Here is a 19,411-nt window from a genome sequence, read left to right on the forward strand (position 1 = left end):
CTGATGCCGCAACCGATCCCCCTCAAGGACCACGAAAAGGAAAAGCACCTGGTCAACCGCCGGCTTCTGGCCTGCGCCGCCCTGGTCTTCAGCCTGGTCGCCGTGCTGGTGGGCCGGCTCTATGTGCTGCAGGTGCTGCAACACGACCAGCAGACCGCCGTATCGGAAAACAACCGCGTGCACGTGCTGCCTATCGCCCCCGAGCGCGGGCTGATCTACGACCGCAACGGCGTGGTGCTGGCCGACAACAAGCCCAGCTTCGACCTGACCATGACCCGCGAGCGGGCTGGCGGCGACACGGCCAAGGTGCTCGATACCCTGGCCCAGGTGCTGAGCCTGACCGACGACGACCGCAAGCAGTTCGACAAGGACCTGCGCCGTGGCCGCAAGCCGTTCGAACCGGTGACCCTGATGGTCGGCCTGAGCGAAGAGCAGATCGCCCTGGTGGCGGTGAACCAGTTCCGCCTGCCAGGCCTGGAGGTGGAACCACAGTTCATCCGCGAGTACCCGCTGGCCGAGCATTTCGCCCACTCGGTGGGCTATGTGGGGCGCATCAACGAGAAAGAGGCCAAGACCCTCGACAGCACCGAATACCGGGGCACCCAGTCGATCGGCAAGACCGGTATCGAGCACTTCTACGAAAGCCAGCTGCATGGCCACGTGGGCTACGAGGAGGTCGAGACCAACGCCCAGGGCCGGGTGATGCGTGTGCTCAACCACAAGGCCCCGACCCCGGGCCAGGACATCGTCCTGACCCTGGACGCCCACCTGCAACTGGCCGCGGAAAAGGCCTTGGGCGACCGCCGCGGCTCGGTGGTGGTGCTCGACCCGGCCAATGGCGACGTGCTGGCGATGGTCAGCAACCCCAGCTTCGACCCCAACCTGTTCGTCAAGGGCATCAGCTTCAAACAGTACGCCGCCCTGCGCGATTCCATCGACCGCCCGCTGTTCAACCGCGTACTGCGCGGCCTGTATGCCCCCGGTTCGACAGTGAAGCCGGAGGTGGCCATCGCCGGCCTCGACAGCGGCGTGATCACCCCGGGCAGCCGGGTGTTCGACCCGGGCTACTACGAGCTGCCCAACTACGACCACAAGTACCGCAACTGGAACCGCAGCGGCGATGGCTGGGTGGATATGTACACTGCCATCATGCGTTCCAACGACACCTACTTCTACGACCTGGCGCACAAGCTGGGCATCGACCGCCTGCACGACTACATGGCCGAGTTCGGCCTGGGCCAGAAGGTGTCGCTGGACATGTTCGAGGAAGCGTCCGGGCTGATGCCGTCGGCCGAGTGGAAGCGCGCCACACGGCGCCAGGCCTGGTTCCCGGGCGAGACGCTGATCCTGGGCATCGGCCAGGGTTACATGCAGGTCACCCCACTGCAGCTGGCCCAGGCCACCAGCCTGCTGGCGAGCAAGGGCGTGTGGCACCGCCCGCACCTGGCCATGACCGTGGGTGGCGATGCGCCGGTAGACCCCAACCCGATGCCCGATATCGTGCTGCACGACAGACACGCCTGGGACCAGGTCAGCCAGGGCATGCAGATGGTCATGCACGACCCGCGCGGCATCGCCCGCGCGGCCGCGGCCGGTGCGCAATACCGCATTGCCGGCAAGAGCGGTACCGCGCAGGTGGTGGCGATCAAGCAGGGCGAACGCTACAACCGCGACAAGACCCTGGAGCGGCACCGCGACAATGCCCTGTTCGTCGGCTTTGCCCCAGCTGATCACCCGAGTGTGGTGGTGGCGGTGATGATCGAGAACGGTGAAGCCGGTGGCCGGGTGGCAGGGCCGGTGGTGCGGGAGGTGATGGATGCCTATCTGCTGGATGAGCAGGGGCATCTGAAGCCGCAGTATGCGGGTGGGGTAGTGCCTCGCAGCGTGCCGCACACTTAGGATATTTGGGGCCGCTTCGCGCCCCATCGCGACACAAGGCCGCTCCTACAAGAGACCGCGTCCGCCTGTAGGAGCGGCCTTGTGTCGCGATGGGCTGCGAAGCGGCCCCAGCCCATGAAAATCAAAATAAGGAATAAGAATATAAAATCTTATTCCTTTTTTTATCATTCCGTAATCCTCTATAAATCCCCAACTGCACAGCCGCCAACACCTGGCCAACTGTCTGCAGCGCAACACAGGATCAACAGGCAACGCCCACACGGCAACAGCGCCGCAAGCATCATAAATGCGCTAACCTGTTGAAATAAAAGAACATTCATACTCGGCACGACGATTGCTCAAGCAAAGTCCCCCGCTCAACAAGCACCGGAGACCTGCCCATGAGCACCCCACTGAACGTCGTAGCCCTGTCCGGCGGCACTGCCCGCCCATCGCGCACCCTGGCCCTGACCGAGGCGATCCTCGCCGAACTGGCCCAGCACCTGCACATCAAGCCGCACCTGATCGAACTGGGCGAGATCGCCCGCCCGCTGGGCAGCGCCCTGTGGCGCAGCGAACTGCCCGAGGCCGTCGAGCAGCAACTGCGCCTGGTGGAAAAAGCCGACCTGCTGGTGGTGACCACGCCGGTGTACCGCGGCAGCTTCACCGGCCACTTCAAGCACCTGTTCGACCTGATCGGCCAGGACGCCCTGGTCGACACCCCGGTGCTGCTCGCCGCCACCGGCGGCAGCGAGCGCCACGCGCTGGTGCTCGACCACCAGCTGCGCCCACTGTTCAGCTTCCTGCAAGCCCTGACGCTGCCCATCGGCGTGTTCGCCAGTCAGGCGGAAATGGCCGACTACCGGGTGTCCAGCGCAGCCCTTGCCGCCCGCATCCGCCTGGCCGCAGAGCGCGCCGTGCCGCTGTTCGGCGCTCATCATGCGCTGCGCAAGAGCGCCTGAGGAGCGGCCATGAATGCACCTGTGAATACAGCCCAGCGCCCTGCCATGATCATCGCCCGCGAACTGGCCGGGCAGTTTGCCCAGACCGCCGTCGAACGCGACGAGCGTGGCGGCACGCCAAAAGCCGAGCGCGATGCCCTGCGTGACAGCGGCCTGCTGTCGCTGGTGATCCCGCAGGCCTTCGGCGGCCAGGGCGCCAGCTGGCATGACACCTTCGCGGTGGTGCGCGAGTTCGCCCGGGTCGACAGCTCCATCGCCCACGTGTTCGGCTTCCATCACCTGATGCTGGCCACCGTGCGCCTGTTCTCGCGCCCTGACCAATGGCAACCGTGGTTCGAGCAGACCGCCCGCAAGCAGTGGTTCTGGGGCAATGCCCTGAACCCGCTGGACACACGCACCGTGGTCAAGCACTTCGATGGCTGGTGCGAGTTTTCTGGCAAGAAAAGCTTCTGCTCCGGCGCCAGCGACTCGGAAATGCTCATCGCCTCGGCGGTGGACGAACGTGCCGGTGGCAAGCTGCTGATTGCCGCCATCCCGAGTGGCCGCACCGGCATCAGCCTGCACAGCGACTGGAACAACATCGGCCAGCGCCAGACCGACAGCGGCAGCGCCACGTTCGAGCGGGTACGGGTGGAGCACAACGAACTGCTGCTCGACCCTGGCCCCCTGAGCACGCCGTTCGCCGCCCTGCGCCCGCTGATTGCCCAGTTGCACTTCGCCAACCTGTTCCTCGGCATCGCCGAGGGGGCGTTCGAGGAGGCCCGCCAGTACACGCTCAAGGAAAGCCGGCCGTGGTTCCGCTCAAGCGCCGCCAGCAGCGCCGAAGACCCCTACGTGCTGCGCCATTACGGCGAGTTCTGGGTCGGCCTGGAGAGCGTGCGCCTGCTGATCGAACGGGCCGCACGCCAGCTCGATGCCGCCTGGGCCAGGGAGCACGCCCTCACGGCGCAAGAGCGCGGCGACCTGGCCCTGGCCATCGGCACCGCCAAGGTTGCCGCCAGCCGCCATGGCCTGGACATCTGTAACCGCCTGTTCGAGGTCACCGGCGCCCGCGCCACCCACGCCTCACTACGTTTCGACCGGCACTGGCGCAACCTGCGCACGCAAACCCTGCACGACCCAGTGGACTACCGCATCCACGAACTCGGCGAGTGGGCCCTCAACAACAAGCGCCCTGCCCCATCCTTCTATTCCTGAGGATTGCCCATGCAACTGCTGACCCTCCCCCCGTCCCCGACACTGGCCACCTCGATCCGGGCCACCGCACAGGTTTTCGAAGACCCCAGGTCGCAGGCGCTGCTTGCCCACCTGCAACAGGTCGCCCCCAGCGAGGCCAGCGTGCTGATCATCGGCGAAACCGGCACGGGCAAGGAGCTGGTCGCACGCCACATCCACAACCTCAGTGGCCGGCGCAACGGCCCGTTCGTCGCTGTCAACTGCGGAGCCTTCTCCGAATCGCTGGTCGAGGCGGAGCTGTTCGGCCATGAAAAAGGCGCCTTCACCGGTGCCCTGGCGGCCAAGGCCGGCTGGTTCGAGGAAGCCAACGGCGGCACGCTGTTCCTCGACGAAATCGGCGACCTGCCGTTGCCGATCCAGGTCAAGCTGCTGCGCGTGCTGCAGGAGCGCGAAGTGGTGCGGCTGGGGTCGCGCAAGAGCATCCCGATCAATGTGCGGGTACTGGCGGCGACCAATGTGCAGCTGGAAAAGGCCATTAACGCCGGGCATTTTCGCGAAGACCTGTACTACCGGCTGAACGTGGTGACCTTGCAGTTGCACCCATTGCGCGACCGCCCGGGCGACATCCTGCCCTTGGCCCGGCACTTCATCCGCAGCTACAGCGACCGGCTGGGCTACGGGCCGGTGGAACTGAGCGCCAAGGCCCAGGCCAAACTGGTGGAATACAGTTGGCCGGGCAACATCCGCGAGTTGGAGAACGTGATTCACCACAGCTTGCTGACCTGCGGCGACGGCACGGTGCAGGCGCAGGACCTGCGCTTGTCCAACCTGCGTATCGAACGGCAGGAGGAAGAGCCGGCGGGCAATGGTGTGGAGGATCTGCTGCAGCGGGCGTTCAGCCGCTTGTTCGAAGAGCAGTCGGGTGACCTGTACGAAAAGGTGGAAAATACCCTGCTGCGGTCGGCGTATCGGTTCTGCCATTACAACCAGGTGCATACCGCGCAGTTGCTGGGTTTGTCGCGCAACATCACCCGCACCCGGCTGATTGCGATCGGTGAGTTGGTGGTGAACAAGCGGCGGGGGCAGGAGCAGCAGGTGCTGGATAACCGGGTGGTGCGGTTGTCGATCTGAATGGTGTATGGCCTGTTCGGGCCTCTTCGCGGGCACGCCCGCTCCCACAGGTGCTGCGCCAACCTTGAAAGCGGCGCGATACCTGTGGGAGCGGGCGTGCCCGCGAAGAGGCCGGCACAGGCACCCAAACTGCTAGTTCTGGTCGCCTCCGCGATCATCCCCAACATCATGGTCAGCCCCATCATCAGCGCCATGCCCTACACCGTGGGGCTCGCCCACGTCGTGATTCGCTTCGTGATTCGCCTCATGGTTGGCTTCATGATTTGCTTCGTGGTTGGCCTCGTGGTCGGCACCATCATCAGCACCATTGCGCCCGCGGCCATCATGACCCGGGCCACCATGCCCTCCACCATCGCCACTGTGCCCGCTGCCACTGCCGCCGTGGCCACCACCCGAGCCACCGCCGCCGCTACCACCACCTCCACCGCCATGACCACCGCCTCCGCCGCCACCATGGCCACCACCGCCACCACCTCCGCCGCCATGGCCACCGCCACCGCCGCTGCCTCCTCCACCGCCACCGTGACCACCGCCACCGCCACCATCCTTCGCGTACGCGCTGGAGGTAACGCCAAAGGAGTCAGGCACCAACACGGCCGAAGCCGACAATACTGCACCGATAGCCAAAGCCAACAAGCATTTCCTGAGCATCATGAGCCTCCGCTTGGAGTAACACCGGGTTGCATTACGCACCCTGTGATTTCCGGCCCCCATGGGGCGACTTGCTAGCCAGTGCGGCCTTCCATCTGCAGCGGTGAACGAGATCCTTCAGGGCCTTGCCGGCCAAATATTTCAGGATGTTTCTTGATTTTTTGAGCGTAGCCACGCCGCTGCGCCTGTCACCGACCGGTCATCAGAATGGCTTGCTCGCCAAAGGCCACTGCACCATGGCCTGGCGAGCCGGATTGCTCAGGATGCCGCGCGGGGCATCAGCTCATACGGGTGCTTCCACCCTGGCAACGTCTGGATTCGCGTCTTCCATGCCTCGATGTGGGTGAACTGCGCCAACACAATGCCAGTGTCCTCAGGCATGAACACATACCCGGCCAACGACAGGTCAGCGATAGTCAACCGGCCACCGACCATGAACGGCGTCTTCGCCAGGTGCGCGTCGACAATACGGTAGGCTGCCATGGCACGTTCACGCAGGAACCGGGTCACGTCCGTTTCACCGGTTTTCTTCAGGCAGAAAAGAAAACGCAGCGCCGCGTAGTAACTGGTGAACTTGTGGTTGTCGAACAGCATCCAGCGCCAGATCTCGCGCTTTTCGTCTTCGTCGCGGGGGCCGAACTGTCCGGTTTTCTCCGCAAGGTAGTCAAGGATCAGCGCAGACTGAGTGAAGGATTTGCCGGCGTGCTCCAACACCGGCACCTCGCCCTGCTCGTTCACTTCGTCGCGCCAGGCTTGTTCGCGAGTCTGGCCATTGAAGAAATCGACGAACACCGGCTGCCAGTCCAGGCCTGTGAGCTCAAGCATCAGGGCAGCCTTGTAGGCGTTACCGGATTCGGCGAAACAATGCAGCTTGTAGTCGGGCATGGGTAAGAACCTTCAGTATCCATTGAATGATTGGGCCATCAGCCCGAGCAGATCACGCCTGGCCCGCAACGGTCAATGGTCCCAGTTGGAGCTGGCTTGCCGGCGATGGGCTGCGCAGCAGCCCCGGCAATCTCCAGCGTTGAACAAGGGAACTACCACCCCACCTGCGCTTTCTTAAACACTGAGTGGTTCAATTACTTGGGCTTCATGCTACTGGAGAACACACCATGCGCCACCTACTCCTCGCCCCTGCGCTGCTGCTCCTGCTGCCTGCCGGTGCTGCCCTGGCTGACGTCGACGCAGGCGACGTCGCAACCTCGGCCGGTGTTTCCGCCTCGCTTTACTCGACCTTCAAGGACGACAAACGGATCATCCCGGCGCGTGACGAGCTTTCGGCCTACGTCGCCAGCGGTGGTGCAATCCGTGGCGCCTATGTGGAGTCGGCGCTGGAACAAGCCCGCAAGGACAACCCAGGCCTGCAGGCCAATGATGAAGAGCTGGCCCGGGCCCTCCTCTCGCAGGATGACCGCATAGCCGATCATTGATTGAGGTAATCCTGCACCGGCCTCTTCGCGGGTAAACCCGCTTCCACAGGAACCGCACCGACTTCAAACCCAGTGCGGTCCCCTGTGGGAGCGGGTTTACCCGCGAAAGTGCCGGCACAGACTAAACTTCAACCCCAGCCTTCAACCCCAGCCATCCATGCGCATGGTAGCCCTTACCAGGCGCTGCTCCTCCTGCTCGATCTCCCGCAAGCTGTCGCGGATGCCGTTGATGTGTTCGCGCGCCGCGCGCTGCGCCTGCTCGGGCAACTGCTCCATCACCGCGTGATACAGCCGCGCATGCTGGCGATCGATCTGGCGCTTCTGCGCCGGCCGGCAATACAGGTTGTTGACCGAGGCGAACACCGTGCTCAAGGTCAGGTCACTGAGCGATTGCAAGGTATGCACCAGCACCGGGTTGTGCGACGCCTCGCTGATCGCCCGGTGAAAGGCATGGTCGCGGCGAGCATGTTCACGGGCATCGATCGCTTCCGGGGCTTCGTGCGCAGCCAACATTTCTTCATAACGCCGGCGGATCAGCAAACGGTCGACCTCGGTAGCCCGCAACGCCGCCAGGCGCGCCGATTCGGCCTCCAGCAACGCCCGCACTTCCAGCAGGTCGAACAGCGTGCGCGGCTGCGAGCCGAACAGGTGCATCAAAGGCGTGGCGCCCGCATGGCCCGTCAGGTCGGCAACGAACGAACCGCGCCCCTGCTCGGTGTCGATGATGCCGCGCCCGCGCAGGATGCGCAGGCCTTCGCGCAGCGCCGAGCGCGAGCACCCCAGCTTGTCCACCAGGCGCCGCTCCGACGGCAGGGCCTGGCCCACCTTGAGCACGCCTTCGACGATCAGCCGCTCGACCCGTTCGGCCACCTGGTCGGCAACCTTGGCCTTGCCTTCAGTACCCACTGCGTACCCTCCTGCTGGTAGGACCACTTAGACCACTTGCCTCAATCTAGCCGGGCAAAGCCATCAATAACCAGTACTCACGGCAAAAACTGGTAGGACCAGTTCAACCCGTACTCGACCCCTGCCGTGGCCACGCGCAGGCTGCAAGGGTGAGCGCTTTGCCAACAACAACAAAACCGTTGCCGAGTGAGCCGATGAATATCCTGTACGACGAACGCGTCGATGGCGCGCTGCCCGATGTGAACCGGGCGGCGCTGCTGCAAGCGCTGCGCGCTGCCTTGCCCGACCTCGAGATCCTGCACCACGAGGAAGACCTCAAGCCCTATGAATGCGACGGCCTCTCGGCCTACCGCACGGTGCCACTGCTGGTGGTGCTGCCCAAGCGCCTGGAGCAGGTGCAGACGTTGCTCAAGCTCTGCCACCAGCGGGGCGTGCCGGTGGTGGCACGCGGCGCTGGTACCGGCCTGTCGGGCGGCGCTTTGCCACTGGCCAAAGGCATCCTGCTGGTGATGGCACGGTTCAACCGCATACTCGAAGTCAACCCGCAGGGCCGCTTCGCCCGTGTGCAGCCCGGCGTGCGCAACCTTGCCATCTCCCAGGCGGCCGCGCCCCACGGCCTGTACTACGCGCCGGACCCGTCCTCGCAAATCGCCTGCTCCATCGGCGGCAATGTCGCCGAGAACGCCGGTGGCGTGCACTGCCTCAAGTACGGCCTGACCGTGCACAACCTGCTCAAGGTGGAAATCCTCACAGTCGAGGGCGAACGCCTGACCCTTGGCAGCGATGCCCTGGACAGCCCAGGTTTCGACCTGCTGGCACTGTTCACTGGCTCCGAAGGCATGCTCGGCATCGTCACTGAAGTCACCGTCAAGCTGCTGCCCAAGCCCCAGGTCGCGCGGGTGCTGCTGGCCAGCTTCGACAGCGTCGAGGACGCCGGCCGGGCAGTGGCCGAGATCATCGCTGCCGGGATCATCCCCGGCGGCCTGGAGATGATGGACAACCTGGCGATCCGCGCGGCCGAGGACTTCATCCATGCTGGCTACCCGGTGGACGCGGCGGCGATCCTGCTGTGCGAGCTGGATGGCGTCGAGGCCGATGTGCACGACGACTGCGAACGGGTCGCCGCCGTGCTGGCCCAGGCCGGCGCGCGTGATGTGCGGCTGGCCTGCGACGAGGCCGAGCGCGTGCGCTTCTGGGCCGGGCGCAAGAACGCCTTCCCGGCGGTGGGGCGCATCTCCCCGGACTACTACTGCATGGACGGCACCATCCCGCGCCGCGAACTGCCACGGGTACTCAAGGGCATCAGCGAACTGTCCGGCGAATACGGCCTGCGCGTGGCCAACGTGTTCCATGCCGGCGACGGCAACATGCACCCGCTGATCCTGTTCGATGCCAACCTGCCAGGCGAGCTGGAACGTGCCGAAGCCATTGGCGGCAAGATCCTCGAACTGTGCGTGGCCGTGGGCGGCAGCATCACCGGCGAACACGGTGTGGGGCGGGAGAAGATCAACCAGATGTGCGCGCAGTTCAACAGCGACGAAATCACCCTGTTCCATGCGGTCAAGGCCGCTTTCGATCCACAGGGCCTGCTCAACCCCGGCAAGAACATCCCCACCCTGCACCGCTGCGCCGAATTCGGCGCCATGCACGTGCACCATGGGCAGTTGCCCTTCCCCGAACTGGAGCGTTTCTGATGAGCATGGACCGCGACAACAGCCAGGCCCTGCTGGAGCAGGTCAACCAGGCGCTGAGCCAGGCCACGCCGCTGCGTATCCAGGGTGGCAACAGCAAGGCCATGCTCGGCTGCCCGGTGGCTGGCGAGGTGCTCGACACCCGCAGCCACCGTGGCATCGTCAGCTACGACCCGACCGAACTGGTGCTGACTGCCCGCGCCGGCACGCCGCTGCGCGAGATCGAGGCGGCGCTGCACGAAGCTGGCCAGATGCTGCCCTGCGAACCACCGCACCTGGGCCCAGAAGCCACCCTGGGTGGCATGGTCGCTGCCGGTTTGTCCGGCCCCAGGCGGCCGTGGGCCGGGTCGGTGCGCGACTATGTGCTGGGCACGCGGGTGATCACCGGCCACGGCAAGCTGTTGCGCTTTGGTGGCGAAGTGATGAAGAACGTTGCCGGCTACGACGTGTCGCGGCTGATGGCGGGCAGCTTCGGCTGCCTCGGGTTGCTGACCGAGGTGTCGCTGAAAGTGTTGCCACGCCCGCGCCAGTGCCTCAGCCTGCGCCTGCCGATGGGCCGCCACCAGGCACTGGCGGAGCTGGCTGAATGGGGCCAGCAGCCGCTGCCGATCAGCGCGGCCTGCCATGACGGCGACGCGCTGTACCTGCGCCTGGAAGGCGGCGAAGGCTCGGTCCAGTCGGCACGCCAGCGCCTGGGCGGCGAGGCATTGGACAGCCGCTTCTGGAGCGACCTGCGCGAGCAGCGCCTGGCGTTCTTTGCCGGCCCCGCGCCGCTGTGGCGCTTGTCCGTGCCCATCGTCACCGGCGAGCTGGAGCTGCCCGGCCAGCAGCTGATCGACTGGGGTGGTGCGCAGCGCTGGCTCAAGTCAACGGCGCCGGCGCAGCACATCCGCGATCAGGTTGCCAAGGTCGGCGGCCACGCCACCTGCCATGCCCCTGGCCCTGCCAGCAGCCCACCGCTGCCCACCGCGCTGATGCGCTACCACCGCGCACTCAAGCAGCAACTCGACCCCCAGGGGGTGTTCAACCCCGGCCGCCTGTACCCGGACCTGTGAGGCCAGACCATGCAAACCAACCTGAGCGAAACCGCCCGGCACCTGGCCCGCGCCGACGAGGCCGAAAGCATCCTGCGCTCCTGCGTGCACTGTGGTTTCTGCACCGCCACGTGCCCCACCTACCAGCTGCTGGGCGATGAGCTGGACGGCCCACGCGGGCGCATCTACCTGATCAAGCAAGTGCTCGAAGGCGCGCCGATCACTGCCAGCACCCAGTTGCACCTGGATCGCTGCCTGACCTGCCGCAACTGTGAAACCACCTGCCCTTCCGGGGTGAAGTACCACGACCTGCTGGACATCGGCCGCGCCGTGGTCGATCAACAGGTGCCACGCCCGCTCGGCCAGCGCCTGCTGCGCCAGGGCCTGCGTGCAGTGGTGCCACGCCCGGCGCTGTTCAAGGCCCTGACCCGTAGCGGCCAGGCTTTGCGCCCGCTGCTACCGGCCACGCTCAAGCGCAAGCTGCCGGCGCGGGTCACCGCCCCCGGCCACCGCCCCGCACCGCGCCATGCGCGGCGGGTACTGATGCTGGAAGGCTGCGTGCAACCGGCCCTGTCGCCCAACACCAATGCCGCCGCCGCACGCCTGCTGGACCGCCTGGGCATCAGCGTGGTGCCGATCCAGCAGGCCGGCTGCTGTGGCGCGGTGGACTATCACCTAAATGCCCAGGAGCAAGGCCTGCAACGGGCGCGTCGCAATATCGATGCCTGGTGGCCAGCCATCGAAGCCGGCGCCGAGGCCATCGTGCAAACCGCCAGCGGCTGCGGCGCGTTCGTGCGTGACTACGGCCATCTGCTGGAAAAAGACCCGCGCTACGCCGCCAAGGCCGCACGGGTCAGCGCCCTGTCCCGCGACCTAGTGGAGGTGCTGCGTGACGAGCCGATTGAGCAACTGGGGCTGTGCGTCGAACAGCGCCTGGCCTTCCATTGCCCATGCACCCTGCAGCACGCGCTGAAGCTGGGGGGTGTGGTGGAGGCACTGCTGACACGCCTGGGCTTCACCTTGACTCCGGTACCGGACGGCCACCTGTGTTGCGGCTCGGCCGGCACCTATTCGCTGACCCAGCCCGAGCTGTCGCTACAACTGCGCGACAACCGCCTCAACGCCCTGGAAAGCGGCAAACCGCAAGTCATCGCCACCGCCAATATCGGCTGCCAGGCCCACCTCGACGGGGCCGGGCGCACACCGGTGCGGCACTGGATCGAAATCGTCGAAGCAGCCTTGAACCCGGAGAACCACCATGCATAGCAAATCCGTGATCGGCCAGGCCGAAGTCACTCGCGTGCTCACCGCCGCCCGTCAGCAAGCTCAGGCGCAACAATGGAACGTGACCATTGCCGTGGTCGACGACGGGGGCCACCCGCTGGCCCTGGAGCGCCTGGACGGCTGCGCGCCGGCCAGCGCCTACATCGCGATGGAAAAGGCCCGCACGGCCGCGCTGGGGCGCAAGGAGACGCGGGACTACGAGGAGATGGTCAATGGTGGCCGTACCGCTTTCGTCACCGCGCCGCTGCTGACCAGCCTGGAAGGCGGCGTGCCGCTGCGGGTGGATGGGCAGGTGGTGGGGGCGATCGGCGTGTCCGGGGTCAAGGCCGAACAGGATGCCCAGGTGGCCAAGGCCGGGGCGGCTGCCCTCTGAATCCTGTACCGGCCTCTTCGCGGGCTTGCCCGCTTCCACAGGGCCTTCACAAGACCTGAAACCTGTGCAGTACCTGTGGGAGCGGGCAAGCCCGCGAAGAGGCCGGTACAAGCAAAAACTTTCCAGAAGCCTGAACATCGAGCGAACAGACAATGCCAAACCATTCACTCCAGATCGCCCCCACCCTGCAGCGTTTCATCGAAGACGAAGTGCTTCCCGGCACCGGCATCGAAGCCCGCACCTTCTGGCAAGGCTTCAGCAGCCTGGTCCACGACCTCGCACCGCAAAACCGCGCCCTGCTCGCCGAACGCGAGCGCCTGCAAGCAGAACTGGACAACTGGCACCGCCAGCACCCCGGCCCGATCCGTGACATGGCCGCCTACCAGCACTTCCTGCAAGGCATCGGCTACCTGGTCGAGCCCCCGGCAAGCGTGCAGGTCAGCACCCGCAACGTCGACCGCGAGATCGCCGTGCAGGCCGGCCCGCAACTGGTGGTGCCACTAAGCAACGCCCGCTACGCCCTCAACGCCGCCAACGCCCGCTGGGGCTCGCTGTATGATGCCCTGTACGGCACCGATGCCATCGCCGAAACCGATGGCGCCGAACGCGGCCAGGCCTACAACCCGCAACGCGGCGCCAAGGTGATCGCCTATGGCCGGCAGTTCCTCGATACCTCTGCCCCGCTCGACGGTGCGTCGCACAACGACGCCAAGGCCTACGCGATCAACCAGGGCACGCTGCAGGTAACCCTGGCCGATGGCCGCCAGGTCGGCCTCAGGCAGCCCGCGCAACTGCGTGGCTACCAGGGTGAGCCGAACACGCCAACCGCAATCCTGTTGCAGCATCACCAGCTGCATTTCGAAATCCAGGTCGACCCGGCCCACGCCATCGGCCAGCAGGATCCGGCCGGGGTCAAGGACATCCTGCTGGAGGCCGCGCTCACCACCATCATCGACTGCGAAGACTCGGTAGCCGCCGTGGATGCCGACGACAAGGTCAACATCTACCGCAACTGGCTGGGCCTGATGAAGGGCGACCTCAGCGAACAGGTCAGCAAGGGCGGCAGAACCTTCGAACGCACCCTGGCCGAAGACCGCCACTACCACGGCGCAGACGGCCAGCCACTGACCCTGCCGGGCCGCTCGCTGCTGTTCATCCGCAACGTCGGCCACCTGATGACCAACCCGGCCGTCCACGACCGTGATGGCCGGGAAATCCCGGAAGGCATCCTCGATGCCGTGGTCACCAGCCTGATCGGCCTGCATGACCTCAAGCGCCGTGGCAATTCCCGCGAGGGCAGCCTGTACATCGTCAAGCCGAAGATGCACGGGCCGGCCGAGGTGGCCTTTGCCGACCAGCTGTTCGGCCGCGTCGAAGCCCTGTTGGGCCTGCCCGCACACACACTGAAGATGGGCATAATGGACGAGGAGCGGCGTACCAGTGTCAACCTCAAGGCCTGCATCGCCAGCGCCGCATCACGGGTGGTGTTCATCAATACCGGCTTCCTCGACCGCACCGGTGACGAGATGCATACGGCCATGGAAGCCGGTGCCATGCTGCGCAAGGGTGACATGAAAGGCAGTACCTGGATCCAGGCCTACGAGCGCAGCAACGTGCTGGTAGGTCTGGCCTGTGGCCTGCGCGGCAAGGCGCAGATCGGCAAGGGCATGTGGGCCATGCCCGACCTGATGGCGGCCATGCTCGAACAGAAAGTCGCCCAGCCCAGGGCCGGCGCCAACACCGCCTGGGTGCCCTCGCCCACAGCCGCGACGCTGCATGCGCTGCACTACCACCAGGTGGATGTGGCGGCCGTGCAGCAAACGCTGGAACAGGTTGACCTGACTGCCCAGCGCGCCGAATTGCTGCAGGGTCTGCTCAGTGTCCCGGTGAGCCCGGAGCGGCCCTGGAGCGCAGCCGACATCCAGGCCGAACTGGACAACAACTGCCAGGGAATCCTCGGTTACGTGGTGCGCTGGGTCGAGCAAGGGGTCGGCTGCTCCAAGGTGCCGGATATCCATGACGTGGGCCTGATGGAAGACCGCGCAACCCTGCGGATTTCGGCGCAGCACATTGCCAACTGGCTGCACCACGGGGTGGTCGATGCCGAGCAGGTCGAAGCGACCTTGCAACGCATGGCCGGCGTGGTCGACCAGCAGAATGCCGGGGACCCGGCTTATCGGCCGATGGCCGCCGGTTTCGAGGCATCGCATGCCTTCCGCGCTGCGCGGGAGCTGGTTTTCAAAGGGCGGCAGCAGCCCAGTGGCTATACCGAACCGTTACTGCATGGCTGGCGCTTGCGCTTCAAGCAGGAGGTCGGGCGCTGAAGCTGACAGGGGCCGCTATGCGGCCCCCACTGCATGAAAACAGGTGGTATTCCGGCACCTTCAGAAATTTCCTATTCGGCGCTCGGAAGCGTCCTACTTGTTGCCTCTGCCCTCGGAAAACATGATCGGCACTGGATGACGCAAGGTAGCGATCCAGAGGAGGTTCCGCATGCACCTGTACGCCCGCCCCACTGCCGAACTGCGCAGCACCCTGCGCGAACTGCTGGCCCATGACATGAACAACCCCGATGACGACCCGCACCTGTCGGGGGTGATGTTCTTCTGCGCTACCGATGAACGCTCCCGCCAACTGATCGAGCGTATAGAGTTGCTGGCCAGCGAGTTGTTCTTTGACCCGAACGGGCGGGCCATTACCGAGCATATGAAAGCGGCGGCGGTGGAAGGCGTGCGCATCAAGCGCAACCGCAAGGCGCCGGCGGACGAGACCGTTATACGTATCGCGCTGGAGGACAAGGGCTACATTACGGTGAGTACGGCACGCTTCTGATTACCGACCGCTTGCCGGGGGGCTGCTTTGCAGCCCATCGCCGGCAAAGCGGACCCATGCCCTTCCCCGGCCAATCCGCTATCCTGAGCACTTCCCCGCTCCGGACCGCTCCATGGAACTGCACATTCGCCTGGAAGGCCGCAAAGGCCTGGCCGACCAGCTTTACCAGCAACTGCGCGCCGGCATCGACAGCGGCCACCTGGCCGCCGGTACCCAACTGCCGCCAAGCCGCCTGCTGGCAGAGCAGTTGGGTGTGTCGCGCAAGACCGTGTCCGAGGCCTATTCGCGGCTGACCTACGACAACCTGCTGAGCGGCGTGGTCGGCAGGGGTACCTTCATCACCCCGCGCCAGCCGCTGCGCAGCGGCGAGTCGAGCGCCATTCCCCTGGCCGCTGCCGCGTCGCTCGAGCGCTGGCAGCAGCGCGCCACCGTGCTGAGCCAACGTCAACTCGAGGCGCCCTCGCGTTACGACTTCATCGGCGGGGCCTCGAGCAAGGCGCAGTTCCCGTTCGACCAATGGCGCAGCTGCCTGAACTATGCCCTGCGCCGCAGCCAGCGCCACCCCGAGCGACAGTTCCCCGCCCAGGGCCTGCCAGAGCTGCGCGAGGCCATTGCCCATCACATCGCCTACGCCCGCGGCGTGCACTGCAGCGCCGCCGACCTGCTGGTGTGCAACGGCGCCCAGCAGGCTCTGGACCTGATCGCCCGGGTACTGGTCGAGCCGGGTTGCCAGGTGGCCATGGAAGACCCGGGCTACCCGCCGGCGCGGCAACTGTTCCTGGCCCTGGGCGCGCGCCTGCAATCGGTACCGGTGGACGATGAAGGCCTGTGCGTGGAGCAGATCGCCGACGGCACCCGGCTGATCTACGTGACGCCCTCGCACCAGTTCCCGCTGGGCATGCCAATGAGCGAGCCACGCCGGCACGCCCTGCTGGCACGGGCCGCCGAGCTGGGTGCGTTGATCATCGAAGACGACTACGACTGCGAGTTCCGCTACCACGGGCCAGCCGCGGACGCACTGCAGCGCCTCGACCGCCACGGCCTGGTGGCCTATGTGGGGACCTTTTCCAAGACCTTGCTGCCCGAGCTGCGCCTGGGCTACGCCGTACTGCCGCCCGCCGTGTTGAAGGCCGCTTGCGTGGCCAAGCATCTAAGCGACTGGCACAGCCCGACCCTGTTGCAGTGGGCACTGGCGCGGTTTCTCGGCGAAGGCCACCTGAACAAGCACATCCGCCGTTGCCACGAGGTCTACAGCGCCCGTCGCGAACGCATCCTCGCGCGGCTGGGCGGCGACCTGGCACCGTGGTTCAGCGCCATCCCCGCCAGCGCCGGCTTTCATCTCAGCGCCCTGGCCAAACCTGGGGTCGATGTCGAGCTGCTGGCCAACCTCGCACGCAAGGTGGAGGTGGGCCTGTACTCGCTGGCGCCGTTCTTCAGCCAAGTGCCAGTGCGCCCGGGGCTGTTGCTGGGCTTCGGCGCCATCGAACTGCTGGACATCGACCCGGCGCTGGACCGGGTGCGCGACACCCTGCAACGCCTCAGTTGACCTGCGCGGCCTTGCCCGCCGCTACCGGGCGGGCAATGGCCGCGGCATAACCGCGTGGGTTGAAGCACGCGGTAACCAGCAGCATTGCCACCACGGTCACGGTCAGCAGCGTCCACGAAGCCTGGAAATCACCACTCATGTCGCGCAACCAGCCCGTGACGTACGGCACGATGCCGGTGATGATGAAGCCGATGCCCTGCACGAACGCCGCCAGGCTGCCAGCTTCGGCAGGTGTCTTCAGGTGCTCCAGGGTCAGCGTCAGGCTCTGGCTGAAGCAGGCGCCCAGGCCGAAACCGATCATCGCCACCCACACCCCCGAAGCCAGCGTGGGTACCAGCAGCAGGCCTAGGAATCCCACCAGCTGGATCGCCAAGGCCAACCACAGGCCCGGGCGCCTGTCTGCCCAGCGCCGCAGCAACAGCGGCAGACCCAGTGCGCCAGCCACCTGGAAGATGGTCATCAGGCCCACCAGGTCGGCTCCGCCCTGGGCGCTGCCGCCATGCTCGATGTGATAGGCCGGCAACCAGGCCACCATGCTGGTGTAGCCGCCGTTGATCAAGCCGAAGTAAAGCGCCAGCAACCAGGCCCGGCGCGTGCCGAACCAATGACCGCCGGCGGCACCGGCCAGCCTCGGCGCTTGCTGGCGTGGCCGCAGCACGGCCCAGGCCAGCACCGCCAGCACCGCCGGGATCGCCCACACGCCCAGGCCGACCTGCCAGTGGCCGAAGTAGCCACTGATGTGCGGCCCGAGCACGGCGGCCAGGCCGCCGCCGCTCATCAGCGCTGCCGAATACAGGCCCATCGCCCCCGCCAGGCGGCTGGGGAACCAGCGGTTGACCAGCCCCGGCATCATGCCCTGCACGACCGCCACGCCCAGGCCGGCGACCACCGCACTGGCAATCAGTGCCCAGGCGCTGTCCAGTTGCAGGCGCCACAGGCAGGCCAGGGCGATGGCAGACAAGCCAGCGAGCATGCCGCCATGTTCGCTGATCCAGCGCCGCAACCAGGGTTGCAGCAAGGGCACCAGGCCCATGCACAGCACCGGCAATGCCGTCAGCAAGGCCGCCTGCTGGTAACCCAGGCCAGTGCTGGCGCGCATGGGTTCGAGCAACGGGCCGATGCTGGTCAGGATCGGCCGCAGGTTCACTGCCAGCAGCATGACCAGCAACAGGTTCAATGCCGCTCTCATTGTGCGTTGGCCTGTTTCCATTCAAGGTACAGACCGGCTTCGCCGCTGGGTTTCAGGGCGCGCAGCGGCAGGCTCTGCTGCTGGGGCGGGCGGGCCATCTGCGCGTATACCGTCGCGGTGGACAAGCCATAGGGTTCGCCCTCGGCGTTGTCGTAGGCAAACCAGGCCCGCTCGATGCCGCACAGGTGCATGGCCGCCAGGCACATCGGGCACGGGTGGCCGCTGGCGTAGATTTCGGCACCATCCAGGCGCGCCAGGCCCAGGGCGTGGCTGGCCTTGCGGATGGCCTGCATCTCGGCGTGGGCGGTCGGGTCCTGAGTGCTGTGGATCTCGTTGACCGCACGTGCCAGCACCTGCCCCTGGTACACCAGCACGGCGCCGAAGGGCCGGCCACCGGCCTTGATGTTGGCGCGGGCCAGGTCGAGCGCTTCGCGCATGTAGCGTTCTTCGGACATGAATCGGTTCTCCTGTTGCAAGACCTGGTCATTATCCGGCCTTGGGCGGCCTGGCAGAAATGAAGAGATTGGATGCCTGTCAGTGGCCACCCAAATGGCGATTGGCCTCCCGCTCATACGCGCGATTGGCTATCGGGGAGGCCCTGGGCCAGCGCTACCATGAGCTCACTTTCAACCAGCAACGCATTTCCCTGTAGGAGCAGCCTTGCGCTGCGAAAGCGCCATGCGCCATATCGGCACTGGCCGCACGGGCGCTTTCGCAGCGCAAGGCTGCTCCTACGGGGACGATGCCAGCCTCGAATACTGGAGATAAACATGCACAACCGTATCGAATGGGCCAAGCACGCCCCCGAGGCCTACAAAGCCATGGTCGGCCTGGAGCAGGCCCTGGCCAAGAGCGGCCTGGAGAATTCCCTGCTGGAGCTGGTGCGCCTGCGGGCCTCGCAGATCAACGGCTGCGCCTACTGCGTCAACCTGCACGCCAACGACGCGCGCAAGGCCGGTGAGACCGAGGCGCGCCTGCAGACCTTGTGCGTCTGGCAGGAGACCGCCTACTTCACCCCGCGCGAGCGTGCTGCGCTGGCCTGGGTGGAGAGCCTGACCCGGCTGCCCGAGCACGGCGCGCCGCAGGGGGAATATGAAGCCTTGCAGGAACACTTCGAGCCGGCCGAGGTGGCCAACCTGACCCTGGCAATTGCCACCATCAATGCCTGGAACCGCTTCGGGGTCGGGTTTGCCATGGTGCCGGCCTGATCATTGATCGGTAGCCTGTACCGGCCTCTTCGCGGGCTTGCCCGCTCCCACAGGGATCGCACAGGGCCTGAAAGCTGTGCTGCACCTGTGGGAGCGGGCAAGCCCGCGAAAGGGCCAGTG

At 66.0% G+C, this 19,411-nt stretch carries 17 protein-coding genes and 1 pseudogene; 13 read left to right on the top strand and 5 right to left on the bottom strand.

What is annotated here, in order from left to right; translation table 11 throughout:
* The first annotated feature begins 3 nt into the window (after positions 1–3).
* From mrdA to sfnR, 4 genes are all read left to right on the top strand, one after another.
* On the top strand, positions 4–1,899 hold the full coding sequence (mrdA, locus tag V3314_RS18680) for a penicillin-binding protein 2 (protein WP_046615209.1): 1,896 nt from the start codon (positions 4–6) through the stop codon (positions 1,897–1,899).
* Positions 1,900–2,279: 380 nt separating this feature from the next.
* Complete coding sequence (msuE, locus tag V3314_RS18685) at positions 2,280–2,840, top strand: FMN reductase (protein ID WP_025338724.1); 561 nt, start codon at positions 2,280–2,282, stop codon at positions 2,838–2,840.
* 9 nt (positions 2,841–2,849) lie between these two features.
* Entirely contained in the window at positions 2,850–4,037 is a 1,188-nt protein-coding gene (locus V3314_RS18690; RefSeq protein WP_338459475.1) for an acyl-CoA dehydrogenase family protein, read from the top strand.
* A 9-nt stretch (positions 4,038–4,046) separates the two neighbouring features.
* Positions 4,047–5,147 carry a sigma54-dependent transcriptional activator SfnR gene (sfnR, locus tag V3314_RS18695; RefSeq protein WP_046615207.1) on the top strand — a complete coding sequence of 367 codons (1,101 nt, stop codon included), beginning with the start codon at positions 4,047–4,049 and terminating at the stop codon, positions 5,145–5,147.
* A 339-nt stretch (positions 5,148–5,486) separates the two neighbouring features.
* On the opposite strand, the pseudogene V3314_RS18700 reads toward sfnR, so the two are convergent.
* A pseudogene (locus tag V3314_RS18700) lies at positions 5,487–5,801 on the bottom strand (hypothetical protein); the annotation flags it as partial.
* A 255-nt stretch (positions 5,802–6,056) separates the two neighbouring features.
* Positions 6,057–6,683, bottom strand: a complete 627-nt coding sequence (locus tag V3314_RS18705) for a glutathione S-transferase (protein ID WP_135003143.1) — start codon at positions 6,681–6,683, stop codon at positions 6,057–6,059.
* 227 nt (positions 6,684–6,910) lie between these two features.
* Here V3314_RS18705 and V3314_RS18710 point away from each other — a divergent pair, with 227 nt between their 5' ends.
* Entirely contained in the window at positions 6,911–7,228 is a 318-nt protein-coding gene (locus V3314_RS18710; protein ID WP_003260922.1) for a DUF2388 domain-containing protein, read from the top strand.
* Between the two features lie 141 nt (positions 7,229–7,369).
* Here V3314_RS18710 and glcC read toward each other — a convergent pair whose 3' ends face one another.
* The gene (glcC, locus tag V3314_RS18715) at positions 7,370–8,134 is read right to left on the bottom strand and encodes a transcriptional regulator GlcC (protein WP_084785154.1); all 765 of its coding nucleotides are present in this window, start codon (positions 8,132–8,134) and stop codon (positions 7,370–7,372) included.
* Positions 8,135–8,328: 194 nt separating this feature from the next.
* On the opposite strand from glcC, the gene glcD reads away from it, so the two are divergent.
* From glcD to V3314_RS18750, 7 genes are all read left to right on the top strand, one after another.
* Entirely contained in the window at positions 8,329–9,828 is a 1,500-nt protein-coding gene (gene glcD, locus V3314_RS18720; protein ID WP_338459476.1) for a glycolate oxidase subunit GlcD, read from the top strand.
* A complete protein-coding gene (gene glcE, locus V3314_RS18725) occupies positions 9,828–10,880 on the top strand; it encodes a glycolate oxidase subunit GlcE (protein ID WP_108481494.1) in 1,053 nt (350 codons plus the stop codon). The genes glcD and glcE overlap by 1 nt, the downstream gene beginning before the upstream one ends.
* 9 nt (positions 10,881–10,889) lie before the next feature.
* Positions 10,890–12,125: a glycolate oxidase subunit GlcF gene (glcF, locus tag V3314_RS18730; protein ID WP_046615202.1), complete on the top strand. Its 1,236-nt coding sequence runs from the start codon at positions 10,890–10,892 to the stop codon at positions 12,123–12,125.
* Positions 12,118–12,516 carry a heme-binding protein gene (locus V3314_RS18735; protein WP_046615201.1) on the top strand — a complete coding sequence of 133 codons (399 nt, stop codon included), beginning with the start codon at positions 12,118–12,120 and terminating at the stop codon, positions 12,514–12,516. Before glcF ends, V3314_RS18735 begins: the two co-directional genes overlap by 8 nt.
* A gap of 152 nt (positions 12,517–12,668) precedes the next feature.
* Entirely contained in the window at positions 12,669–14,840 is a 2,172-nt protein-coding gene (locus V3314_RS18740) for a malate synthase G (protein WP_338459480.1), read from the top strand.
* 169 nt (positions 14,841–15,009) lie between these two features.
* Entirely contained in the window at positions 15,010–15,348 is a 339-nt protein-coding gene (locus V3314_RS18745; RefSeq protein ID WP_338459482.1) for a hypothetical protein, read from the top strand.
* A 112-nt stretch (positions 15,349–15,460) separates the two neighbouring features.
* On the top strand, positions 15,461–16,894 hold the full coding sequence (locus V3314_RS18750; RefSeq protein ID WP_284385054.1) for a PLP-dependent aminotransferase family protein: 1,434 nt from the start codon (positions 15,461–15,463) through the stop codon (positions 16,892–16,894).
* On the opposite strand, the gene V3314_RS18755 is transcribed toward V3314_RS18750, so the two are convergent.
* Complete coding sequence (locus V3314_RS18755) at positions 16,887–18,083, bottom strand: cyanate transporter (RefSeq protein WP_085599219.1); 1,197 nt, start codon at positions 18,081–18,083, stop codon at positions 16,887–16,889. The two genes, V3314_RS18750 and V3314_RS18755, sit on opposite strands and share 8 nt — an antisense overlap.
* Positions 18,080–18,538 carry a nucleoside deaminase gene (locus V3314_RS18760; RefSeq protein ID WP_196183692.1) on the bottom strand — a complete coding sequence of 153 codons (459 nt, stop codon included), beginning with the start codon at positions 18,536–18,538 and terminating at the stop codon, positions 18,080–18,082. The genes V3314_RS18755 and V3314_RS18760 overlap by 4 nt, the downstream gene beginning before the upstream one ends.
* 315 nt (positions 18,539–18,853) lie before the next feature.
* Between V3314_RS18760 and V3314_RS18765 the strand changes: the two genes are divergently transcribed.
* Complete coding sequence (locus tag V3314_RS18765) at positions 18,854–19,291, top strand: carboxymuconolactone decarboxylase family protein (protein WP_025338700.1); 438 nt, start codon at positions 18,854–18,856, stop codon at positions 19,289–19,291.
* Positions 19,292–19,411 lie beyond the last annotated feature (120 nt).

It is taken from the genome of Pseudomonas sp. TE3-3-F2023, from assembly GCF_036784815.1.
GTDB lineage: Bacteria > Pseudomonadota > Gammaproteobacteria > Pseudomonadales > Pseudomonadaceae > Aquipseudomonas > Aquipseudomonas pudica.